4 protein-coding genes are annotated in these 24,822 nt (G+C 75.5%); all 4 read right to left on the bottom strand.

Annotated elements, in window-relative coordinates; genetic code table 11:
* Positions 1 to 36 precede the first annotated feature (36 nt).
* From ACIOGX_RS26025 to ACIOGX_RS26010, 4 genes are read right to left on the bottom strand one after another with little or no spacing between them, the layout of a single operon-like run.
* On the bottom strand, positions 37 to 4,026 hold the full coding sequence (locus tag ACIOGX_RS26025; RefSeq protein WP_401916606.1) for an amino acid adenylation domain-containing protein: 3,990 nt from the start codon (positions 4,024 to 4,026) through the stop codon (positions 37 to 39).
* Positions 4,023 to 16,205 (bottom strand): amino acid adenylation domain-containing protein, encoded by a 12,183-nt coding sequence (locus ACIOGX_RS26020; RefSeq protein ID WP_401916603.1) that lies wholly within the window; start codon positions 16,203 to 16,205, stop codon positions 4,023 to 4,025. The genes ACIOGX_RS26025 and ACIOGX_RS26020 overlap by 4 nt, the downstream gene beginning before the upstream one ends.
* Positions 16,202 to 20,866 carry an amino acid adenylation domain-containing protein gene (locus tag ACIOGX_RS26015; protein ID WP_401916600.1) on the bottom strand — a complete coding sequence of 1,555 codons (4,665 nt, stop codon included), beginning with the start codon at positions 20,864 to 20,866 and terminating at the stop codon, positions 16,202 to 16,204. Before ACIOGX_RS26015 ends, ACIOGX_RS26020 begins: the two co-directional genes overlap by 4 nt.
* Complete coding sequence (locus ACIOGX_RS26010) at positions 20,863 to 24,822, bottom strand: amino acid adenylation domain-containing protein (protein ID WP_401916597.1); 3,960 nt, start codon at positions 24,820 to 24,822, stop codon at positions 20,863 to 20,865. The genes ACIOGX_RS26015 and ACIOGX_RS26010 overlap by 4 nt, the downstream gene beginning before the upstream one ends.

Below are 24,822 nucleotides of genomic sequence, written 5' to 3'. Positions count from 1 at the left end.
TCCTCTCGTGTGTCGGACGGGGGGTGCGGGTGATGGTCAGCTGTGGCGGGCGGCGCGCCGGGCGGTGGTCTCGCGCAGCCGGTCCGCGAGGGCCCGGCCGATGACGCCCAGCGGTTCGGGCCGGGACATCGAGCCGTGGTCGCAGGCGACGTCGATGCCGGTGATGCGGCCCCCGATGTGCTCCCGCCAGTCGTGGACGGTGGGCCAGCCGGGGCCTCGGCCCTCGGTGGCGGTGAAGAACAGCAGGTCGCCGCCGAAGGGGCGTGGTGCGAGGGCGCGCTGGATACGGGTGTTGTTCCGGAAGACCCGGACGATCGCCGTCAGCCGGTCGCGGTCGAACTGGCCGAGGGCGGATTCGGCGGCGCGCAGGGCGGCCAGGGTCCGGTCCAGGTCGGGCGGCCCCTCCCCGAGGTCCTCGGGCCGTAGTCCGGCGTGGGCGAGGAGCCCGGTGAGGACGTCCTCCAACCCCGGGGTGTGGGCCTCGGCACCCTCGAAGCGGGGGTAGGCGTCCATGACGGCGAGCAGGCCGACCTCTTCGTCCCGCTCCTCCAGCAGACCCGCCATGGTGTGGGCGATCAGTCCGCCGAACGACCAGCCGAGCAGGTGATAGGGGCCGTGCGGCTGCACCGACCGGATGCGGTCCACGTACTCCTCGGCCATCTCCCGGGCGGTACCGGGCAGCGGTTCGGCGGAGGTGAGTCCGCGCGCCTGGAGGCCGTGGACCGGGTACTCCCGGCCGAGGTGGGTGAGGAGTCCGGCGTAGGGCCAGCTGAGTCCGGCGGCAGGGTGGACGCAGAACAGCGGCGGGCGTTTGCCCCCGGCGCGCAGCGGCAGCAGCGGGCCGAGCCCGTCGTCGTCGGCGTAGGCGGCGCCCAGCTGTTCGGCCAGGCGGGCCGGGGTGGGGGCCCGGAACAGCGCCTGGACGGTGGTGTCCGTGCCCAGTACCTCCCGGATGCGGCCGGTCAGGCGGGTGGCGAGCAGGGAGTGCCCGCCGAGTTCGAAGAAGTCGTCGTCGATGCCTGCCCGTTCCACTCCCAGCACCTCCGCGAACAGGCCGCACAGCACCTCCTCATGGGGCGAACGGGCGGCACGGCCCGGTCCGGCGGCGGGCCGCCCGGGGGCGGGCAGGGCGGCACGGTCCAGCTTCCCGTTGGGGGTCAACGGCAGAGAGGGGAGAGGGACGATGGCGGACGGGCGCAGTGGTTCCGGCAGGTGCGCGGCGCAGTGCGCCGCGAGGGCCGCCTCGTCGGGCGGGCCGCCGTCCGCGGTGACCGCGTAGCCCACGAGCCGGGGCCCGGCGGGCGGGTCGTCGCGGACGACGACGACGGCCTGGGCCACGGAGGGGTGGGCCGCCAGCACGGCCGCGGTCTCGCCCGGCTCGATGCGCTGCCCGCGCAGCTTCACCTGGTCGTCGGCGCGGCCGGCGAACTCCAGGGTGCCGTCCGGGCGGCGGCGGGCCAGATCGCCCGTGCGGTACAGCCGGTCGCCGGGCCTGCCGTAGGGGTCGGCCACGAACCGTTCGGCGGTCTGGCCGGGCCGGCGCAGATAGCCGCGGGCCAGCTGCACCCCGCCGAGGTACAGCTCACCGACCGCGCCGGGGGCGGCGGGCCGCAGTGCCGAGTCCAGGACGAGCGCCCGGGTGTTCCACACCGGCCGCCCGATCGGTACGGCCCCGGTGCCGATGCCGGGCGGGCAGGGCCAGGCGGTGACGTCGACGGATGCCTCGGTGGGCCCGTACAAGTTGTGCAGAGGGACGCCGAGCAGCCGGCCGGTGCGGTTGACGAGGTCGCGGGGCAGTTCCTCGCCGCTGGCGATGATCCGGCGCAGGACGGCGGTGCAGGCCGCGGCCCGGACGGGTGGCTCGCCGTCCGGGCCGGCGGGGCCCAGGGCATCGAGGAAGGCGCCGAGCATGGACGGGACGAAGTGGGCGGTGGTCACCCCGAGGCGCTCGATCAGGGCGGCCAGGTAGTGGGGGTCGCGGTGCCCGTCCGGTGCCGCCAGCACCAGCTGCGCGCCCTCCGCCAGCGGCCACAGGAACTCCCACACCGAGACGTCGAAGCCTGCCGGGGTCTTCTGGAGGACCCGGTCGTCGGCGGTGAGGCCGTAGGCGTGCTGCATCCAGCGGAGCCGGTTGACGATCCCCCGGTGCGGGACGAGGACGCCCTTGGGGCGGCCGGTCGACCCGGAGGTGTAGAGGAGGTAGGCCGGGTGGTCGGGGAGCAGCCCCGCCGTGCGCCAGGGGGCGGGGCCGTCGGCCGGGCCGTTCGCGTCCACCGGGATGCGGGGGAGGCCCGGGGGCAGGGTGTCGCCCCCGTCGCCGGGCGGGGTGACGACGGCGACGGGCCGGGCCTCGTCGAGGAGCAGGCCGAGGCGCTCGGCCGGGTGGCCCGGGTCCAGTGGCAGGTAGGCGGCACCGGTCTTGAGGACGGCGAGCAGCGCGACGACGAGTTCCGGGGAGCGGGGGAGCGCCAGGGCGACGATCTTCTCGGGCCCGGCGCCGCCGGCCGCCAGCACCCGGGCGAGCCGGTCGGCGCGCTCGTGCAGGGCGGCGTAGTCCAGCGTGCCGTCCTCGAAGCGGACGGCGATCGCGTCCGGGGTGCGGGCCGCCTGGCGCTCCAGGATCTCCGGCAGTGTCCCGGCGGGCAGGTCGCGGACGGTGCCAGTGCCGCCGGACAGTTCCCGGGCGCGCTGGTCCGCGCCGCCGGGGTCGGCCGCCGCCAGCGGGGCGTCGGCCCCGGCCGGGAGCGCGGTGAGCAGCCCGGCCAGCCGGTCCAGCACGGAGCGTGCGGTGTCGGTGGTGAACAGGTCGGTACGGTGGCCGAGGTTGAGCACCAGGCGGCGGCCGGGCAGCACCACCAGGGTCAGCGGGTAGTGGGTCGCGTCCTTGACGTCGATGGCGTGGACCGCGGCCCGGTCGCTCTCCGCGCGCAGCGCCGAGGCGTCCATCGGGTAGCTCTCGAACACCATGAGGGTGTCGAAGAGGGTGCGCAGCCCGGTCGTGCCGACGACCTCGCTCAGCGGCAGGTGCTGGTGGCCCGTGAGGGCCGCCTGTTCGGACTGGAGCCGGTTCAGCAGGGCGGCGACCGGCTCGGCGGGCCGCAGCCGCACCCGTACGGGCACGGCGTTGATGAACAGCCCGATCATGCCGTCCACGCCGGGCACCTCCGGGGGCCTGCCGGAGACGATGGCGCCGAACACCACGTCGTCCTGCCCGGTGAGATGCCCCAGCAGCACTCCCCACGCCGCCTGCACCAGGGTGTTGAAGGTCAGACCGCGCGAGCGGCACAGGGCGACCAGGGCGGTGGTCTCCTCCTCGGACAGCTCGGTGCTCACCGTCCCGGGCAGCGCGCGCTGCGCCGGGGGGTTCGCCGGGGCCAGCAGAGTGGCGGAGTCCACGCCGTCCAGCGCCTCACGCCACGCCGTGCGCGCGGCGTCCCGGTCGGCCGCGGCGAGCCACTGGAGGTAGCCGCGGTACGGGGCGGGCGCGGGCAGGCCGGTGTCCTCGCCGCCCGCCGCGTACAACGCGAGCAGTTCGCGCACCAGCAGCGACACCGACCAGCCGTCGACCAGCATGTGGTGGTACGTCAGGACGAAGCGGGCGCGCCCCTCGTCCAGCCGGACGAAGCGGCAGCGCAGCAGCGGGGCGTGGGCCGGGTCGAAGCGGCGTACGCGGTCCTCGTCGGCGAGGGCGCGCAGCCGCTTCTCCCGCTCCTGCGGGGGCGCCGCGCCCAGGTCGGTCTCGGTCCAGGGGACGGTGGCCGTGCGGGGCACGACGAGCACCGGCCGCCCGGACCTGCTGAGCCGGAACGCCCCGCGCAGCTGGGGGTGGCGGCGCAGCAGGGCGGCGACCGCCGCGTGCAGTGCGACGGGGTCTGCGGGGCCGTCCAGGTCCAGGGTGAGCTGGACGTTGTAGACGTCGGTCGTGGCGTCGGCGCCGCCGCTGCCGCCCGCGTAGAGGGCGTGGAAGAGCAGTCCCTCCTGGAGGGGGGACAGGGGCAGGATGTCCTCGACCCTGGACTTGCTCATCGGCTGGGCTCCTCGTCGTCGAGTCCGTCCTCGAAGAGGTCGAATTCGTCCTCGAACATGTCGATGTCGTCCTGGCTCAGCGATTCCAGGGTCAGATCGGAGGGGGTGGCGGAGACGGTTCCGTTCCGGTGCGCGTGGGTCAGCAGCCCTTCCAGGGCGCGGAACCAGCCGTCCGCCAGGTCCCGGGCGTCCGCCTCGGTCAGCAGTTCGCCGGGCCAGGCCAGCCCGATGTCCAGGACGGGCCCCTGTACGCCGTCGTGCACCAGGGCGGTGATCTCCAGGGCGTGGGCGGCCGGCTGCTCCGGGTCGGCGCCGCCGCCGAGCGCGTCGGCGTCCCCGGTGAGCTGCCAGGGGGCGGCGGGACCGGCGGGGCCGCCGGACGCGGCGGCGAACCGGCCGAGGTAGTTGAACCCCACTTGAGGGGCGGGGAACCGTGCCAGTTCCGTGCCCGGACCGGGGGCCAGATAGCGCAGGACGCCGTAGCCGACGCCGCTGTCCGGGACGGCCCGCAGTTGCTCCTTGACCCGGCTCAGGGCCCGGCCGAGGGTGAATCCGCCGGTGGCGATGTCGGCCGGGTCGAGATCACCGACGTCGAGCCGGACGGGGTAGATGCTGGTGAACCAGCCCACCGTCCGTGACAGGTCGGCGCCCGTGTCGCCCTCCTCGCGGCCGTGGCCCTCCAGATCCACGAGGACGGTGCCGGACCGCTCGCCGGTCAGCCGGGTGCGCCACTCGGTCAGCGCCACGGCCAGGCCGGCCAGCAGCACGTCGTTGACGCGGGCGCGGAAGGCGTCGGGCACGGTGGCCAGCAGCGGCTCGGTGATCCGGGCGGGCAGCCGGGCCGTCCAATGGCGGGTGGTGGCGGAGGTGTCGCGGCCGGGGTCGAGGGCGCGCCGGGTCAGCAGCGGGTCGCCGCCGGACACCTGCGTCCGCCAATAGGGGAGTTCGGCCAGGAGCGCGGGGTCCTCGGCGCGCCGCTTGAGCAGGTGCGCCCAGTGGCGTACCGGTGTGCCGGTGGGCAGCGGGCGCGGGGTCCGGCCCGCTTCCAGGTCCTCCCAGGCCGCGTTCAGGTCGGGCAGCAGGATGCGCCATGACACGGCGTCGACGACCAGGTGGTGGAGGACCAGGGCGAGCCTGCCCGTCCGGTCCGGTCCTGAGTCGAACCACACCGCCTGGAGCATCACGCGCCGGCGGGGCGCCAGCCGTCCGCACGCCTCCTCGACGTGCTCGCGGATCAGGGCCGCCGGGTCCGCGCCGGGGCCCCCGGGGACCGCCACGCGCCGGACGAGGCCGTCCGCGGCCACGCTGCCGGGCTCCGCGATGTCCAGGTGCCAGGTGCCGTCCGTGACACGCAGCCCGGTCCGCAGGGCGTCGTGCTGGTCCAGCAGGGAGCCCAGCATCGTGGTGAGCCGCGCCAGGTCCAGGCCGGGCGGGGTGTGCACGACGGCGTACTGGCTGAACCGGTCCACCGGGCCGCCGCGTTCGGCCAGCCAGTGCACGATGGGCGTCGCCGTGAGCGGGCCCGAGGCCGGGAAGGCGGGCAGGCCGGCGGCGCCGGGCGCGGCGGCGCCGGCCTCCGCGACCCTGGCCAGCCCGGCGATCGTCGGGTACGCGAAGACATCGCGCACCTGAAGGGGGAGTCCGGCGCGGCGGGCCGCGCCCACCAGCTGGATGGAGCTGATGCTGTCCCCGCCCAGTTCGAAGAAGTTCGCCTCGGCCCCGGCGTTCCGTACGCCGAGGACATCCGCGAACACCTCGGCCAGGGTCTGTTCGGCGGGGGTGCGGGGTGCCGTCGCCGCTTCGGCGGCCTCGGGGGCCGGGTCGGGCAGGGCGCGCTGGTCGAGCTTGCCGTTCGCGTTCAGAGGCAGGCTCTCCAGGACCACGACGGCGGCGGGCACCATGTAGTCGGGCAGCCGCTCCGCGAGCCGGGCCCGCACCTCGGCGGGGGCGGCCTCGGCACCGGGGCGCGGCACCACGTACGCCACGAGCCGCTGCTCGCGGACCACCACCGCCGCGCGGGCCAGCTCGGGGAGGCGGCCGAGGGCGGCCTCGATCTCCCCCAGCTCGATCCGGAAGCCCCGGATCTTGACCTGCTGGTCGGCGCGGCCCAGGTGCTCCAGCGTGCCGTCGCCGCGCCAGCGCCCCAGGTCGCCGGAGCGGTACATGCGCGTCCCCGGGGAGCCGTACGGGTCGGCGGTGAAGCGCTCGGCGGTGAGCGCCGCCCGCCGGAGGTAGCCGCGGGCGAGGCCCGCGCCGGAGACGTAGATCTCCCCGGTCACACCGGGCGCGGCGGGCCGCAGCCGGTCGTCCAGGACGTACAGCCCGAGGTCGCCCAGCGGGTGTCCGACCGGGCTGCCGACGACGGCCGGGGCGTCCTCGCGGCCCATCCGCAGGGCGGTGACGTGCACGGTGGTCTCGGTGATCCCGTACATGTTGACCAGGACCGGCGCGTCGTCGGGGTGCCGGGCGTACCACTCCGCCAGGCCGCGGGGATCCAGCGCCTCGCCACCGAAGACGATGTGGCGCAGCGCGAGGCGGCGGCCGGTGGCGGGGTCGTCGCGGTCGGCCCCCGCGAGCAGATGGAAGGCCGAGGGGGTCTGGCTGACCACCGTCACCCGCTCGTCGGCCAGCAGCCGCAGGAAGTCCTCGGGCGAGCGGGTGACCTCCGTGGGGACGACCACCAGGCGTCCGCCGTGCAGCAGGGCGCCCCACAGCTCCCAGACGGAGAAGTCGAAGGCGTAGGAGTGGAAGAGGGTCCACACGTCCGAGGGCCCGAAGTCCATCTCACGGCGGGCGGCGGTGAACAGCCGGACGGCGTTGGCATGGGTGACCACCACGCCCTTGGGGCGGCCGGTGGAACCCGACGTGTAGATCACGTACGCCGCGTGGCCGGGGAGCAGCGGCGTGCTCCGGTCGGCGTCCGTGACCGGGGTGTCCGGCCAGGGCGCGGCCGGGTGCGCCAGCTCCTCGACGAGCCGTACGTCCGGTGCCGGGGGCAGGACGGGCCGGGTCGCCGCGTCGGTCAGGACCAGCACGGGGGCACTGTCCTCGATCGAGGAGGCCAGCCGTTCCGCGGGGCTCGCCGGGGACAGCGGGAGGTAGGCGCTGCCGGACTTGAGTACCGCGAGGACCGCGACGACCAGGGCGGTCGACGGGGGCAGGGCGAGGGCGACGATCCGCTCGGGCCCGGCACCGTGGGCGATCAGCGCCCGAGCGAGCCGGCTGGAGCGGGCGTCCAGCTCGCGGTAGGTGAGCCGGTCCTCGCCCAGGGACACGGCCTCGGCGTCCGGGGTGCGCGCCGCCTGGGCGGCGAACCGGGACGCCAGGGTGGCGGACCCGGGCGCGGCGGCCGGGCGGCCCGCGCCGCCCCACCGGTCCAGGACGAGCGCCCGGTCGGCGTCGTCCAGCACGTCCAGAACGCCGATGGGCCGGTCCGGGGTGGCCACGGCGGCCGCCAGCAGACGGACCAGGGTGGCGGCGGCCCGGTGGGCGGTGGCCGCGTCGAACAGCTCCGTGCTGTATTCGAGGCTGCCCTCGATGCCCGCGGCCTCGCCGTCGCGGTCGCGGGTCTCGTGCAGATGGACGGTCAGGTCGAACCGGGCCACCTCTACCGGCACCGGCTCGGCGTCGATCTCCAGGCCGGGCAGCTCCAGCGCGGCCCCGGGGGTGTTCTGGAGCGCCAGCATCACCTGGAACAGCGGCTGCCGGGCGAGCGAGCGGCCCGGGTTGACCGCGTCCACCACCCGCTCGAAGGGCACGTCCTGGTGGGCGTAGGCGGCCAGGTCGGTTTCCCGCACCCGCGCCAGGAGCTGGGCGAACGACGGGTCGCCTGAGGTGTCGGTGCGCAGCACCAGCGTGTTGACGAAGAAGCCGATGAGGTCGTCGAGGCCCTCGTCGTTGCGGCCGGCCACCGGGGTGCCCAGCGGTACGTCGGTGCCCGCGCCCAGCCGGGTCAGGGTGGCCGCCAGTGCGGCGTGCGCCACCATGAACAGCGTCGCCCCGTGCCGCCGGGCCAGTGCGGACAGACCACGGTGCAGCTCGGCGTCGATGCGCAGGGGCACCCGGGCGCCGCTGCCGCCCGCCACCGCCGGACGGGCCCGGTCCACCGGGAGCGGGATCTCCTCGGGCAGGTCCGCGAGGGTGCGCCGCCAGAAGGCGAGCTGCTCACCTGCCGGGGTGTCCGGCTGTTCTGCGTCGCCCAGGAAGTCCCGCTGCCACAGGGCGTAGTCGGTGTACTGGACCGGCAGCGGCTGCCACGAGGGGGCGCGCCCGTCCCGCCGCGCGGCATAGGCGTGCGCCAGGTCCCGGGCCAGCGGGGCCAGGGACCAGCCGTCCCCGGCGATGTGGTGCAGCAACAGCACCAGAACGTGTTCGTCCTCGGCCACCGTGTGGAGGACCGAGCGCAGGGGTGCCTCGGTGGCCAGGTCGAACGGGTGGCGGACCAGATCCGCCAGCCGTCCGGACAGCTCCGCCTCCGGGATCCGTACGGTCTCGAAGGACGGGCGCACGTCCTGGAGGATCCGCTGCGCGGGCGTCCCGTCGGCCTGCCGGGGGAAGACCGTGCGCAGCGTCTCGTGGCGTTCCATCAGGTCGCCGACCGCCGCGCGCAGCGCCTCGGGCCGGACGTCGCCGCGCAGCCGCAGCGCCAGCGGGAAGTTGTACTCCGCGCTGGAGCCGGTCAGCTCCGCCAGGAACCACAGCCGCTGCTGGGCGAAGGAGAGCGGCAGCGTCGCGGGCCGGGGCATCGGGACGAGCGGGGCCCTGCCACCGCGCGACCGGTCCACCAGCCGCGCCAGGGCCGCCACGGTCGGCGCCTCGAACAGGTCGCGCACCTGGAGCTCGACGTCCAGGGCCGAACGCACCCGGCTGAGCAGCCGCACCGCGAGCAGGGAGTGCCCGCCGAGGTGGAAGAAGCCGTCGTCGATGCCGACCGAGGGCAGCCCGAGGACCTCCGCGAACAGCTCGCACAGGATCTCCTCGCGCGGGGTGCGCGGGGCGCGGTGGGTCAGCAGCGCGGCGAGGTCGGGCTCCGGCAGCGCCGCCCGGTCGATCTTGCCGTTGGCGGTGAGGGGGAGCGCGTCCAGTACGACGAACGCCGTGGGCACCAGGTGGGCCGGCAGCCGCGTCCGCAGCCGGGTGCGCAGGAGTTCGGTCAGCGATCCGGTGTCGCGGTTCCGGGCGGGGGAGTTGGCGAGCGGACCGGTGGCGCCTCCCGGCTCGTAGAGACCGTGCGGCGGGTCCGCGGTGTCCAGGACCAGGTCCAGGCTGCCGTCGGTGCCGGTGCCCGACCAGGTGAGCGCGGTGGCGTAGCCGTGCCGCGCGCCCAGCTCCCACAGCTGTTCGGGGTCGGGGGCGCTCTCGGTGTCGGCGGGCGCGTGCAGCAGGGCTCGGGCCTCGGCCGGGCTGCCGTCCGCCTCCAGCAGTCCGCGGGCCGCGTTCTCGCCGCGCAGGCGGCCGTTGGGGATGCCGGTGACGCGCAGCCGGGCCGGGCGCTCGGCGTCCAGGTGGCGGGCGAGCGCCCGGGTGCCGTCGAGGTCGGCACCCCAGGCGAGCCGCTGCTCCGGTGCCGGTTCCGGCGGGGGAGCGGTGTGCAGGACGACGTCGTAGCGGTGGCGGCTCAGCTCGTTGTGCCGGACGGCCCGCTTGATCCGGATGTCGGCGTGCCCGAACGGCCGCCCGCCGCCGCAGAGCCCGGCGAAGAAGTCGGGGTCGACGAGGAGTTCCTTCTCCGCCAGCACGCTCTGGTCGGTGAACTGGCGTACCTGTGCCGTGTCCTCGGCGTCGGTGAGCCGGGTCAGCGACACGGCGGTGCGCAGCGTGCGCATGGTCCGCAGGTTGCGGACGTCGCCCAGGAACAGCCGCCCGCCCGGAGCGAGCAGCGAGGCGGCCCCGGTGAGCACGTTGCGCAGATAGTCCGCGTCGGGGAAGTACTGGGCGACCGAGTTGATCACGATGGTGTCGAACAGGCCGGCGGGCAGCCCCTCGGTCACGTCGGCGGCCTGGGCCCGCAGGGTCACCTTCCCGGCCGTCGCGGGATCGGCGGCCAGCCGCTCGCGCAGCGTCGCGACGGCCGTGGGGGACAGGTCGGTGCCCCAGTAGCTCGCGCAGCCCGGCGCGACCTCGGACAGGATCAGCCCGCTGCCGACGCCGATCTCCAGCACGTGCCGGGGGCGCAGCGCGCGGATGCGGTCGGCGGTCGCCCGCTGCCACTCGCGCATGTCGTCCAGCGGGATGGGCGCGGCGTCGTAGCTGCTGTTCCACCCGGCGAAGCCGCCCTCGCCGCTTTCGGCGGCCCCGGTGTACTGGGTCTCGAAGGCCGAGCGCCAGTCGTCGAGCTGGCGGCGCGCGCTGTCGGCCCCGGTCGCCGCCTCCGTGCGCACCACATAGGCCACCACCCGCCCGGTGCGCGGCACCACGACAGCCCGGTCGACCTCCGGCAGCGCCGTCAGCGCGGCCTCGATCTCGCCGGGCTCGACGCGGAAGCCGTTCACCTTCATCTGGTGGTCGACGCGCCCCAGGAACTCCAGGCCGCCGTCCCGCCGCCAGGCGGCGAGATCCCCGGTGCGGTACATCCGTGTGCCGGGCGGGCCGTAGGGGTCGGCCACGAACCGGTCGGCGGTCTGCCCCGGGCGGCCCAGGTAGCCGCGCGCCAGTCCGGCCCCGGTCAGGTACAGCTCGCCCGGCACACCCGGCGGGACGGGGGAGAGCCGGTGGTCGAGGACGCGGACGCCCGCCCCGGCGACGGGGGTGCCCATCGGCGGTGTGACGGCTCCGGCGAGCGGGCCGGTGGCGGTGGCGCACACCGTCGCCTCGGTGGGGCCGTAGGCGTTCACCATGCGGTGCCGCGCGGACCAGGTGGCGACCAGATCCGGCGGGCACGCCTCACCGGCCACGACGAGGGTGCAGCCCTCGGGCAGCGAACCCGGCTCCAGCACGGCCAGCGCCGAGGGCGGCAGGGTCACGTGGGTGATGGCCCGCTCCGTGAGCAGCGCCGCCAACGGGGGCCCCGGCAGCAGCCGTTCGGCGGGGGCGAGGACCAGGGTGGCGCCGGACAGCAGCCCCATGCACACCTCCCAGAACGCGGCGTCGAAGCTGGGGGAGGCGAACTGGAGGACCCGGCTGCCGGGCCCCGCCCCCAGCCGCTCCCGCTGGGTGGCGAGCAGGCTGTGCACGCCCCGGTGGGTGACCAGCACACCCTTGGGGCGGCCGGTGGAGCCGGAGGTGTAGATGGCGTACGCCGTCCGGTCCGGCACGGCCGCCACGGCGGGCGCCGTGTCCGGGTAGGTGCCGAGGTCCGCCGGCAGCTCCGCCAGCACCACGGCCGGGCGGGCGTCCTCGATCATGTAGGCGATGCGGTCCCGCGGGTAGGCGGGGTCGACGGGCAGATAGGCCGCGCCGGCCTTCCACGCCGCGATGATGCCGACGACCAGTTCGACGGAGCGCGGCATCCGCAGCGCCACCAGCGACTCCGGTCCGACACCGCGTCCGGCCAGCCAGTGGGCCAGCCGGTTCGCGGCGGTGTCCAGCTGACGGTAGGTCAGCGTCCGGTCCTCGTGGACCAGGGCCACCGCCTCCGGGGTGCGGGCCGCCTGCTCCTCGAACAGCTCGGCGGCCGTGCGGGGCCGGGCCGCCACCGGGCCCGCGGCCCGGTCGCCGGTCAGCAGCTCGGCCCGCTCGGCGGCGGACAGGACATCCACGGAGCCGATCGGAAGGCCGGGGTCGGCGGCCACCGCCGCCAGCAGCCGCACCAGCCGCTCGACGAGAGTGTCGACCGTCGCCCGGTCGAACAGGTCGGTGCTGTACTCCACGACGCCGTCGATCCCGGCGGGCCGCCCCTCGGCGTCGCGGTGCTCCATCAGGCTGAGCGCGAGGTCGAACTTGGCCACCTTGGCGCCGGGCGCGTCCAGCGCCACGTCGATCCCCGGCAGCCGCAGCTCCTCCAGGGGGACGTTCTGGAGCGCCAGCAGCACCTGGAACAGCGGCTGCCGCGACAGCGAACGCTCCGGGTTGACGACCTCCACGAGCCGCTCGAACGGGATGTCCTGGTGGGCGTAGGCCGCCAGATCCGCTTCCCGGACCCGGGCCAGGAGCTGGGCGAACGACGGGTCGCCGGAGGTGTCGGTGCGCAGCACCAGCGTGTTGACGAAGAAGCCGACGAGATCGTCGAGGGCTTCGTCGGTGCGGCCCGCGATGGGGCTGCCGATCGGCAGGTCGGTGCCCGAGCCGAGCCGGGTCAGCAGGGCGGCCAGCCCGGCCTGGAGCACCATGAAGAGACTGGCCCGCTGCTCCTGGGCCAGCGCCGCGAGGCTGCCGTGCAGGTCCGGCGGAATGCTGACGGGCGCCTCGTCGCCCGCGAAGGAGACCTCTGCCGGGCGGGTGCGGTCGGCGGGCAGCGCGATCTGCTCCGGCATCCCGGCGAGCGCGGTCCGCCAGAAGTCGATCTCCCGTGCCGCGGTGCTCCGCGGGTCGTCCTCGGAGCCCAGCAGCGTGCGCTGCCACAGTGTGTAGTCGGCGTACTGGACGGGCAGCGGGGCCCAGGCGGGCGCCCGGCCCTCGACGCGCGCGGTGTAGGCCGCGGCGAGGTCCCGGTTGAGCGGGCCCATCGACCAGCCGTCCCCGGCGATGTGGTGCAGCAGCAGCATCAGCACGTGCTCCCGCGCGCCGAGCCGGAACAGCGTGGCGCGCAGCGGGGTGTCCGCGGCCAGGTCGAACGTGTGGCGGGCGGCCCGCGCGACGGCCTGCTCCAGCTCGCCGGGCGCCAGCGCCACCACGTCCAGCGGCGGCGCGGCCGCGTCCGGGTCGAGTATGCGCTGCTCGGGCACGCCCGCTCGCTGAGGGAAGACGGTCCGCAGCGACTCGTGCCGGGCCACCACGTCGGCCAGCGCGGCCCGCAGCGCCGCCTGGTCGAGGGCGCCGGTCAGCTGGACGCTGCGCACGATGTTGTACGTCGGGCTCGGCCCCTCCAGCTGGTGCAGGAACCACAGCCGGTTCTGGGCGAAGGAGAGCGGTACGGTCGCCGGGCGCTCCACGGGGGTCAGGGCGGGGCGGCCGGTGGTGCCGGGCTCCGTGTCCTCCAGGGCGGCGAGCGCGGCGGGGGTGCGGTGTTCGAACAGCGCGGCGATGGTCAGCTCGATGCCGTGGGTGGTGCGCACCCGGCTGACCAGACGGGTGGCCAGCAGCGAGTGCCCGCCCAGCGCGAAGAAGTCGTCGTCCGGGCCGGCCGAGGGCAGGCCGAGCACCTCGGCGAAGGCCGCGCAGAACCGCTCCTCCGCCCCGGTGCGCGGGGCGCGGGCGGCTGGGGCGGCCGCCGCGGGGGCGGGCAGCGCCTGCCGGTCGACCTTGCCGTTGGCCGTCAGCGGCAGCCGGTCCAGCACCAGGACGGCGGCCGGAACCATGTAGTCGGGGAGTGTCGCGGCCAGGGCGGTGCGCAGCGCGGCCGGGTCGAGTACGGCGCCGGGGGCCGGCACGGCGTATCCGACGAGCTGCTTGTCGCGGGCGCGCGGCTCGCGGACGACGACGCAGGAGCGGGCCACTCCGGGCAGCCGGGACAGGGCATGCTCGATCTCGCCCGGCTCGATGCGGAAGCCGCGGATCTTGACCTGCTGGTCGGCGCGGCCGACGAACTCCAGGGTGCCGTCGGGGCGGCGGCGGGCGAGGTCCCCGGTGCGGTACATCCGGGAGCCGGGCGGGCCGAACGGGTCGGCGGTGAACCGCTCGGCGGTCTGCGCCCGGCGGCCCGGATAGCCGCGGGCCAGGCCCGCCCCGGCGAGGTACAGCTCCCCGGTCACCCCGGCCGGGACGGGCAGCAGCCCGGCGCCGAGGACGTGGGCCCGGCCGCCGTCCAGCGGGTGGCCGATGGGCAGCGGGGAGGGGACGGGGACGGCCGCGTCGATGGCGTACCGCGTGGCGCCGAGGGTGGTCTCGGTGGGGCCGTAGAGGTGGCGCAGCGCGGTGTCCGGGCAGCGCAGCCGGACCCGCTCCAGGGCCGACGAGGAGACCAGGTCGCCGCCGGTCCACACCTCGCTCAGCCCGGCGAACGCCTCGGGCGCCTCGTCGGCCAGCAGCCCGAACAGGCCGGCGGTCACCATGAAGCAGGTGACGCCCTCCTCGGCGAGCAGCCCGCGGTAGGCGTGGACGTCCAGCTCGCCGGGGGGTGCGATGACGATCCGGCCGCCGGTCAGCAGCGGCATCCACAGCTCGTAGGTGGAGATGTCGAAGGCGTACGGGGAGTGCAGCAGCACGCTCTCCCCGGGGCCCGAGCGCCAGCAGTCGTCCAGCGCCAGGGCCAGCACGTCCTCGTGCGTGATCCCGATCGGCTTCGGCTCACCGGTCGAGCCCGAGGTGTGCATGACGTACGCCAGCCGGCCGCCGTGCCCCGGGGCGGCGGCGGGAGCGGTGCCCGGCGGCGCCGGCAGGTCCTCCCACGGCTCGTCCACGACGATCTCCGCCGCGTCGTGCGCGAGGGCGAAGCGGTCGCGCAGCACCCGGTCCGTCAGCAGCACCGCCGCGCCGCTCTCCTTGCAGACCAGCTCCATCCGCTCCACGGGGTACCCGGTGTGCAGGGGTACGTAGGCGCCCCCGGCCTTCAGGATCGCCAGGGTCGACACCACCAGCTCCACCGAGCGCTCCTGGAGGACCGCCACCGCGGTCTCCGGACCCACGCCCAGTGCGGTCAGCCGGCGGGCCAGCCGGTCGGCGCGGCGGTCCAGCTCGCCATAGCTGAGGTGCAGCCCGCCCAGGCTGACGGCGACGGCGTCGGGGCGGGCCGTCACCTGCCGGGCGAAGGCGTCCTGCACGGTCCCGGCCGGCGGGTGGTCCGGGCGGGCGGGGGCGGTGAACCGCTCCGCGAGCCGCGCGGACTCGCCGGGCGCCAGCAGGTCGAGCCGGGAGAACGGGCGGCGCGGGTCACGGCCCGCCTCCTCCAGCAGCCGTCGCAGCCACTCCATCAGGTCCGCCGCCCGGCCGGGCTCGACCAGGTCTGTCCGGTACACCAGCCGGAAGCCCAGCTCGGCGCCGGGGATCGCGGCCAGGGTGAGCGCGTAGTGCGTGGAGTCGCGGCTCTGCGCCCCCGCGATGCGCAGTCCTCCGGCGGCGGGCAGGCTCGCCCGGTCCAGCGGGTAGTTCTCGAAGACCAGCAGCGAGTCGAAGAGGTCGCCGACGCCCACCGCGCTCTGCACCTCGGCGAGGCTGACGTGCTGGTGCTCCATCAGCGCGGACTGCTCGGCCTGGAGCCGGGCGGACAGCTCCACCAGGCTCTCGGCGGGGCCGACGCGCAGCCTGACCGGCACGGTGTTGATGAACAGCCCGACCATCGACTCGATACCGGTCAGCTCCGGCGGGCGCCCGGAGACGGTCGCGCCGAACACCACATCGCCGCGGCCGGTGAGTCTGCTCAGCAGCCCGCCCCAGACGCCCTGGACCAGGGAGTTGAGGGTCAGGCCGTGGCGGCGGGCCTGGTCGGTGAGCGCGCTGGTCGCCTCCTGGGAGAGGCAGAACTCCAGGCTGCGGGGCAGCTCCCGCACGGGCCCCTGGGTACCCGTCGTGACCCGGGTCGGCTCGTCCACCCCCTCCAGCGCGGCCCGCCAGGCGTCCAGGGCCGCGCTCCGGTCCCGCCCCGCGAGCCAGGCCAGATAGGTGCGGTAGGGCACGGCGGGCGGCAGGGCCGCCCCGTCCGAGGGGTACAGCTCCATCAGTTCGCGCAGCAGCACCGACAGCGACCAGCCGTCCAGCAGGGCGTGGTGGTGCGTCAGGACGAAGAGGTGGCGGTCCGGGCCGAGCCGGGCCAGCGTCACCCGCATCAGCGGCGGGACGGCCGGGTCGAAGCGGCGGCCGTGGTCCTCCTCGGCCAGCTCCGCCACCGCACGCTCCTGCTCCCCGGGGGCGAGTGCCGAGAGGTCGGCCTCCCGCCAGGGCACCTCGACGGAGGCCGGGATCACCTGCACGGGGCGGCTCACCTCGCGCTGCCAGAAGCCCGCGCCCAGGTTGGGGTGGCGGGCCACCACCGCGTGCAGCGCCCGGCGCAGGGCGGCGGCGTCCAGCGGCCCGTCCAGATCGAACCGCAGCTGCACGTGGTACGCGTCGGCGGCGTCCTCGTCGTACATGCCGTGGAACAGCAGACCCTCCTGGAGCGGGGTCAGCGGCAGGATGTCCGAGATCGCCGGTCGCTGCGATTGCGTCATGGGGTCCTCCAAGCGGCCTCGAGGCGGTCGATCTCGTCCTGGCTGAGCGTCACCAGCTCCAGGTCGGACGGCGTACGGCCGCCCGCGTCGGCCTTTTCGGTGTGGCGCACGAGGGCGCCGAGTGCGGTGAACCACAGGCCGACGAGGTCGCGTGCCGCGTCCTCGGTGAACAGCTCCCCGGGCCAGGAGCAGGAGGCGAGCAGCCGGGGCCCGCCGGGTTCGTCGCGGGTCAGGCAGTTCACTTCCAGCGAGTGGGCGACGGGCATCGCGTCGTCCGCCCCGCCGGAGAAGGAGTCCCCTCCGGCCGCGAGCGACCAGTCGGCCCCGTCGCCCGCGCCGAAGCGCCCCAGGTAGTTGAAGCCGATGTCGGGCCGCTCGAAGCCGCGCAGTGCCGCGGACGCCGTCTCGTCGATGTACCGCAGCAGGCCGTAGCCGATGCCGTGGTCGGGCACCTGGCGCAGCTGCTCCTTGACCGCCTTCAGGGCCGTGCCGAGCGCCTGGCCCGCGGCGGTCACCTCGCTCCAGGTCACCGGGCCCGGGTCGAGGCGCACGGGGAAGACGCTGGTGAACCAGCCGACGGTGCGGGACAGGTCGGCGCCTTCGACGGCGTCCTGCTCGCGCCCGTGCCCCTCCAGTTCGAGCGTGGTGGCGCTGCCCCCGCCGCGGCCGTGCCGCCGCCGCCACTCCGCGACGGCCAGGCCGAACGCGGTGAGCAGGACGTCGTTGACGCCGGCGTGGAAGGCCGCGGGCACCGTGGTGAGGAGGGGGGCGACCACGTCCTCGCCGAGGGTCAGGGTCAGCGAGCGCAGCGTGCCGTGCGTGTCCCGTGCCGGGTCCGGGCGGCGCCCGGCCAGCGGCGGGCCCGCCTCGGCGAGCACGGCTTTCCAGTGAGGCAGTTCCGCGGCCCTGCCGGGGCCGCGCGCCTCGTCGGCCAGCAGCCGGGCCCAGCGCCGGAAGGAGGTGGTGGACGGCTGGAGGCGGACGGGCCGGCCCGCCGTCGCGTCCTGCCAGGCGTGCGCCAGGTCGGTGAGCAGGATGCGCCACGACACCCCGTCGACCACCAGGTGGTGCACGACCAGCAGCAGCCGTCCTGGCAGCAGTGGCCCGCTGTCGAACCAGACCGCCTCCACAAGCCGCCCGGACCAGGGGTCCAGCCGGTTCGGGGCCGCCGCGGTCCGCTCGGCCACCAGCACGTCCAGCTCCCGCGGTGTGCGTCCGCGCACGTCGACGTACTCCAGCAGCCGCCCGGCGGGCACGGCGGGCTCGTCCGTCACATGCCAGCGCCAGCCGTCCTCCGCGGCCGTGAGCCGGGAGCACAGCATCGGGTGCTGGGCGAACAGCGCGTCCAGTACGGCGGTGAGCCGTCCGGTGTCCGCACCGGCCGGGGTCGTCAGCAGCATCGACTGGTGGAACCCGTCCACCGGGCCGCCCTGCTCGTGCAGCCACGCCACGATCGGCGTCAGCGGCACCTGGCCGGTCGGCACGTCGTCGGCCCGCGCCTCGGTGGCGGTGCCCGTCCTCGCGACGGCGGCCAGACCCTCCACCGTGCGGTGCCGGAACACATCGCGCGGGCTGATCACCAGACCGGCCCGCTGGGCCCGGCTGACCAGCTGGATCGACATGATGCTGTCGCCGCCCAGGTCGAAGAAACCGATGTCGGCGCCGACCTGTTCCAGCCCCAGCACCTCCGCGAACAACGAGCAGAGCAGCTCCTCGGCCGGGGTGCGCGGCGCCCGGCCCGCGGCGGGCGACAGCTCGTCGGGCACCGGCAGCGCCCGCCGGTCGATCTTCCCGTTGGCGTTGAGCGGAAGCTCCGGCAGGACCAGCACGGTCGCGGGCACCATGTACTCGGGCAGCGTCTCCACCAGTCGGCCGCGCAGCGCCACCGGGTCCAGGACGGACCCCGCGGCCGGCACCGCGTAACCGGTGAGCGTCCGCACGCCGGGCCGGTCCTCGCGCAGGACGACCGTGGCACGGGCCACCGCCGGGTCGCGGATCAACGCGGCCTCGATCTCGCCCAGTTCGACCCGGAAGCCGCGCAGCTTGAGCTGGCCGTCCGCCCGGCCGAGGAAGACGAGGGATCCCTCGCCGTTCCAGTGGACCAGGTCGCCGGTCCGGTACATCCGGGAGCCCGGCACCCCGCGCGGGTCGGGGACGAACCGCTCGGCGGACAGGCCGGGCCGGTGCAGGTACCCCCGGGCCAGACCGGCCCCCGCGAGGTACAGCTCGCCGGTCACCCCGGGCGGCACCGGCCTCAGCCGCTCGTCCAGGACGTAGGCCCGGGTGCCGTCGAGGGGGCGGCCGATCGGCACCGCCTCCGCGCGCCGCGCGCCGAGGGCGCGCAGCGGCTGGGCGGTGGCGAAGGTGGTGGTCTCGGTGGGGCCGTAGACGTGCACGACCTCTGCCCCCGGGCAGGTGTCCAGCACCCGCCCGATGGCCGCGGCCGACGCGAACTCCCCGCCCGTCCACACCTCCCGGACCCCGCGCAGCGCGTCCGGGTACTCCTCGGCGAGCACGTTGAACAGGGCGGTGGTCAGGAACACCGAGGTGATGTGCTGCTCGACCAGGATGTTCCGCAGCACCTGCGCGTCCAGCTCGCCCGCCGGCGCGACGACGACCCGGCCGCCCTGGAGCAGCGGCACCCACAGCTCGTAGGTGAACGCGTCGAAGGCGTGCGGCGAGCGCAGCAGCACGTGCTGCTGGGCCCCGCCCTGCCAGGCATGGTCCGCGGTCAGCTCCAGCACGTTGCGGTGGGTGACGGCGACGCCCTTGGGCGTACCGGTGGAGCCGGAGGTGTACATGACGTAGATGAGCTGATCCGGGTCCGCGGCCGGGACGGCGGCGCCCGGCAGCGCCGGCTGCTCCTCCACCCCGGCCCGGGGGACGTCCAGTTCCCCGGCCGCCGCCCGGCACGCGCGGTCGGTCAGCACCAGCGCGGCCCCGCTCTCCGCGACGATCCCGCGCAGCCGCTCCGCCGGGGCGGTCTCCTGGAGCGGTACGCAGGTGCCGCCGGACAGCGCGACGGCCAGCGTGGCGACCACCAGATCGGTGGACCGCTCCATCAGCAGGGCGACCGGCGTCTCGGCCGCCACCCCGCGCTCCACCAGCAGCAGCGCCAGCCGCCGGGCCCGGTCGGCCAGTTGCCGGTACGTCAGGTCCGCGTCGCCCTCGGTCACCGCGATGGCGTCCGGGGTGCGGGCCGCCTGCTCCAGGAACCGGTCCGCCACCGTGGCGTCCGCGTCCCGGACGGGGGCGCCGCCCGTCCCCCAGTCGGACAGCAGCCGGTCCCGCTCCTCGGGCGCCAGGATCTCCAGCTCGGCCACGGGCCGGTGCACGGCGGTGGTCGCCGCGTCCAGGAGCCGTATCCAGCGGTCGGTGAACGTCCGCACGGTCGCCGCGTCGAACACGTCGGTGCTGAACTCCACGTGCCCGTCGAGCCCGGCCGGGCGCCGGTCCTCGTCGAACCGCTCGTACAGTGCGAGCGACAGGTCGAACTTGGCGCTCCCCGCGTCGACCGGCACCTCCGTGGCGGTCAGGCCGGGCAGGTCCAGGGCCTTTTCGGGCACGTTCTGGAGCGCCAGCATCACCTGGACGTAGGGCAGCCGGGACAGCGAGCGTTCGGGACCGGCCATGTCGATCAGCCGCTCGAAGGGGATGTCCTGGTGCTCGAAGGCGGCGAGATCCGCCTCCCGCACCCGGCCCAGCAGTTCGGCGAAGGTCGGGTCGCCGGACACATCGGTGCGCAGCACCAGGGTGTTGACGAAGAACCCGATCAGGTCCTCCAGCCCCTCCTCGGTGCGGCCGCCCACCGCGGTGCCCACGGAGACGTCGGTGCCGCCGCCGAGCCGGGACAGCAGGGCCGCGAGGCCCGCGTGCAGCACCATGAAGGGGGTCACCCGGTGCGTGCGGGCGGTCTCGGCCAGCCTCCGGTGCAGACCGGCGCCGATGCGGAAGGACGCCAGCTCGCCGCGGTGGCTCTGGGCGGCCGGGCGCGGCCGGTCGGTCGGCAGGTCCAGCTGCTCCGGCAGCCCGTCCAGGGCGCGGCGCCAGAAGTCCAGCTGGAGCGTGGCGGGGGCCTGCGGGTCGGGGTCGGCCAGCAGCTCGCGCTGCCACAGCGCGTAGTCGGCGTACTGCACCGGCAGCTCGTCCCAGTCCGGCGCCCGGCCCGCGGCCCGCGCCGCGTAGGCGGTGCTCAGATCGCGCGCCAGCGGCGCCAGCGACCAGCCGTCGCTGGCGATGTGGTGCAGCAGCACCAGGAGAACGTGGTCCGCCTCCCCGAGCGTGAACAGCGTGGCGCGCAGGGGAACGTCGGTGGCCAGGTCGAACGGATGGCGGGCGGCGGCGGTCAGCGCACCGGGCAGCCGCTCTTCGGTGGTACGGGCCCGGCGCAGCTCCACATGGACGGCGTCCGCCGCCAGGATGTGCTGGTACGGCAGCCCGTGGGTGTCCGGGAACAGCGTGCGCAGGCTCTCGTGCCGGGCCACCAGGTCGGCGAGGGCCGCGCCGAGCGCCGCCGCGTCCAGCGCTCCGCGCAGCCGTACGGCGTAGGGGACGTTGTACGTCGCGCCCGGCCCGTCCAGCCGGGACAGGAACCACAGGCGCTGCTGGGCGAAGGAGAGCGGCAGCCGCTCCTGCTCCGCCGGTGCGTTGCCGCCGGTCACCGCGTGCTCCCCTCGGACGCGTGGTCCTCCGTGCCGGTGCCGTCGAGCGCGCGCAGTGCCCCGGCGACGACGGCCCCGACCGCCCCGAGCGGTTCGGGCTGGCTCATGTGCTCGTGCCTGCTGGCGATCTCGTGGACGTCGACGGGCCCCTGGAGGTGGGCGAACCACAGCTCCTCGGCCGTGCGCTCCAGCGGCTTTCCGTCCGCGCCCAGCGTCGGGCGGAAGAAGAGGGTCCGGCCGTGGAAGGAGCGGGGCCGGTGCTCGATGAGCAGCTTGAGGTTGTTCTTGTAGATGTCGATGAGGGCCAGCAGGTTGTACTCGCCGAACAGGGCGAAGGGGCTGTTGCGCTCGCGCAGCACGGTGGCCACGAACTTCGCCTCCAGCGTCTTGCCCTGGAGGGTCGACATGTCGTAGCCGGTCGACTCCACCGCCGCCGCGAAGAACTCCTGGTCGGTCGGGATCGGGTGGTCGGCCGTGTCGATCGGGTAGTCGCCCATCACCGCCAGCAGCGCGACCTCCTCGCCCTGCTCCTCCAGCAGGACGGCCATGGCCTGGGCGACCACACCGCCGAAGGACCAGCCGAGGAAGTGGTAGGGGCCCTTGGGCTGCACGGCCCTGATCTGCTCCAGATAGTCGGCGGCCATCGCGTCGATCGTCGGCGGCATCTCCTCGGGCCGGGCCAGATTGCGGGGCTGGAGGCCGTAGATCGGGTGGGTGGCGTCCACGTGCTTCATCAGGCCGGAGTAGATCCAGCTCGGCCCGCCGATCGGATGCAGGCAGAACAGCGGGTCGCCCTCGCCGCGCGAGCGCAGCGGGATGAGCACGTCGAACGCCGACTCGGAGGTGTCGACCCCGGTGCGCTGGGTGATCCCGGCGACCGTGGGGTGATCCACCAGGGTGCGGAACGACAGCTCGATGCCGAGCGTTTCGCGGGCCCGCACGATCAGCTGGTTCGCCAGCAGCGAGTGGCCGCCCAGGTCGAAGAAGCCGTCGTCGATACCGACCGAGGGCAGCCCGATCAGCTCGGCGTACAGCTCGCAGAGGATCTCCTCCTGAGGGGTGCGCGGACCCCGGCCGCGCACCACGGCCTCCGGCTCCGGCTCGGGCAGCGCCCGCCGGTCCACCTTGCCGTTCGCCGTCAGCGGCAGTTCCGCCAGCGCCACCAGTGTCGTGGGCACCATGTGGTCGGGGAGCGTGGCCGCCAGTGCGCGGCGCACCGCCACCGGGTCGATGCCGTCCTCCCCGGCGGGTACGGCGTAGGCCACCAGCCGGTCGTCGCCGGCCGGACCGCGCCGTACGGCGGCGACCGCGGCGGCCACCGAGGGGAGGCGGGTCAGGGCCGCCTCCAGCTCGCCCAGCTCCACCCGGAAGCCGCGCACCTTGACCTGCTCATCGGTGCGCCCCAGGAACTCCAGGTCGCCGTCGGCGCGCCGGCGCACCAGGTCCCCGGTGCGGTACATCCGGCCGCCCGGTTCCCCGAAGAGCGCGCCGAAGGCGTCGGCCACGAACCGCGTCGCGGTGGTGGCGGGGGCTCCGTGGTAGCCGGAGGCCACTCCGCCGCCGCTGATGTACAGCTCGCCCGCGGTCCCGTCCGGCACCGGACGCAGCGCGCTGTCCAGGACCTGGACGCGGGTGTTCGCCAGCGGTCGCCCGATCGCCGGGGCCCGCTCCTCGCCCGCCCGCACCTCGTGGGCGGTGGACCAGATCGTCGTCTCGGTGGGCCCGTAGACATTGACCACCCGGCGGGCCGCCGCGGTGAGACGTCCGGCCAGGGGGCCGGGCAGCGCCTCGCCGCCGACCAGGACGGTCAGCCCGGCCAGGCAGCGGGGGTCCTCGGCCAGGATCTCCTGCCACAGGGTCGGCGTGGCCTGCATCGCGGTGATGCCGGACTCCCGCAGGGACCGCGCCAGCTCCGCGGGCCTGCGCACGTGGTCCTCGGGGGCCAGCACCACGGTGGCCCCGGCGAGCAGCGGCAGGAAGAGTTCCAGGCCGCTGATGTCGAAGGCGACGGTGGTCACGGCGAGCAGCCGGTCCGTGGGCCCCAGCGGCACCTGCGCGGCCATCGCCGCCAACAGGCTGTCCAGGTTGGCCCGGGAAACGGTGACGCCCTTGGGCTTCCCGGTGGAGCCCGAGGTGTACAGCACGTAGGCGGGCAGCGCCGGGTCGAAGGGGGCCGCGTCCGGCTCGGCGGCCGGGGCCGTGGCCAGTTCGGCGACGAGCGCCGGGTCGTCGAGCAGCAGCCGCGCCCCGCCGCCGGGGATCGCGCCCGCCACGCGGGAGACGGTGACCAGCAGGACGGGTTCGGCGTCGCTCAGTACGTCCGCGGTCCGGCCGGCCGGGAAGGTGGGGTCGACGGGCAGGTAGGCCGCCCCGGTCCGCAGGACGGCCAGCAGCGCCACCGGAAGGTCGGTGTCGCGCGGCAGGGCCAGGGCGACGGTCCGGCCGGGCCGGGCGCCCCGGGCACGCAACACCTGGGCCAGTCGGCCCGCCCGCTCCTCCAGCTGCGCATAGGTCAGCCGCTCGTCCCCGGCGGCTACGGCCACCGCGTCGGGCGTGACGGCCGCCCGCCGCCCGAGCTGCTCGGACAGCGGTACGGGGGCGGCCCCGGGGGCTCCGGCGTGCCCGGCCAGGACGGTCCGTTCCTCCTCGGCCGGGGTCAGCAGCCCGATGCTGCCCACCGGCCGGTCGGCGTCGAGCGCCGCGAAGGTCTCCAGGAAGTGGGCGAAGCGACGCGCGTGTTCGGTGATCTCGTCCTCGGAGTACGCGTCGGCGTTGCCGTCCACCTTGATCTCGATGACTCCGGCGCGGCTGAACACGTTGATCGCGAGGTCCTCGACGGGGCCGTTCGACAGGTTCCTGGTCTCGGCGGCGCACGGGCCCAGCCCGAGATGGCCGTCGAGTTCCTGGATGTTCACGACCGGGCCGAAGAAGCGGCGGTCCGTGCTTCCCAGGCCGAGGTCCCGGCGGAGTTCCTCGGAGCGGTAGCGATGGTGGCGCAGTACCGTGCGCATCTCGCGGGCGGTGGCCGTGACCACGGCGCCGACGGAGGCGCCGGGCGCGACCCGCAGCCGCAGCGGGACCATGTTGGTGAGCATTCCCGGGGTGCGCCGGGCGGTGTCGCTGGTGCGGCCGTGCACGGGGAGCGTGAGCAGCACCTCGTCACTGCCCGTCAGCCGCTGGACGTACGCCCCGGCGGCCGCGGCGACCACCTGCGCCCAGGAGGCGCCCAGCCGTTCGGCCGAGTCGTGCAGCAGGCGGGCGCGCTCGGCGCGCAGCGTGGCGCCGCCGCGGTGGAAGGCGCGGACGACGTCCGTGGGGCGGCGGGCGAGCACGGTCGGGGTGAAGCCGCCGGCGAAGTAACCGGCCCAGAACTCCCGGGCGGCCGTCCGGGAGTCCGACGCGTGGTAAGCCGCGTCCTCGGCCAGCAGCGGTTCGACGGCCAGCTCCGGCAGGGTGGTCCGCGGCCCGCCGGAGAGCAGCGCGGTATAGGTCTCGGCGACCCGGCGGGCCATCAGCCAGACGGCGAACCCGTCGAGGACGATGTGGTGGTAGAGGTGGCACCACAGGTGCCGGTCGTCCGCCGTCCGCAGCAGGGTGGAGCGCAACAGCGGCTCGTCCGAGGCGAGATCGAAGGGACGGGCCACCTCCGCGCGCAGCAGGGCCCGCGCGGCGGCCTCCGGATCGTCCTCGCCGCGCAGATCGATCACCCGCGTCACCGGCTCCCCGCCCGGCGGCCCGACGAACTGGCGCGGCCCCTCACCGGTCGCCACCACCCGGGTCCTGGCCGCCTGCGCCGAGGCCACGACGTGGTCCACGGCCCGCACGAACAGCGCCGCGTCGAGCGGCCCCTGGATGTCGACGCAGTCACCGGCGGTGTACGCCGGGCTGTCCACGTCGAGTTGCTGGGCGAACCACACGCCTGCCTGGGCGGCCGAAAGAGGCAGGGAGTTGGACAT

It is taken from the genome of Streptomyces sp. NPDC088147 (assembly GCF_044741565.1).
Classification (GTDB): domain Bacteria; phylum Actinomycetota; class Actinomycetes; order Streptomycetales; family Streptomycetaceae; genus Streptomyces.
The sequence above is the reverse complement of the archived record's forward strand: the minus strand, read 5'-3'. Positions and strand labels throughout refer to the sequence as shown.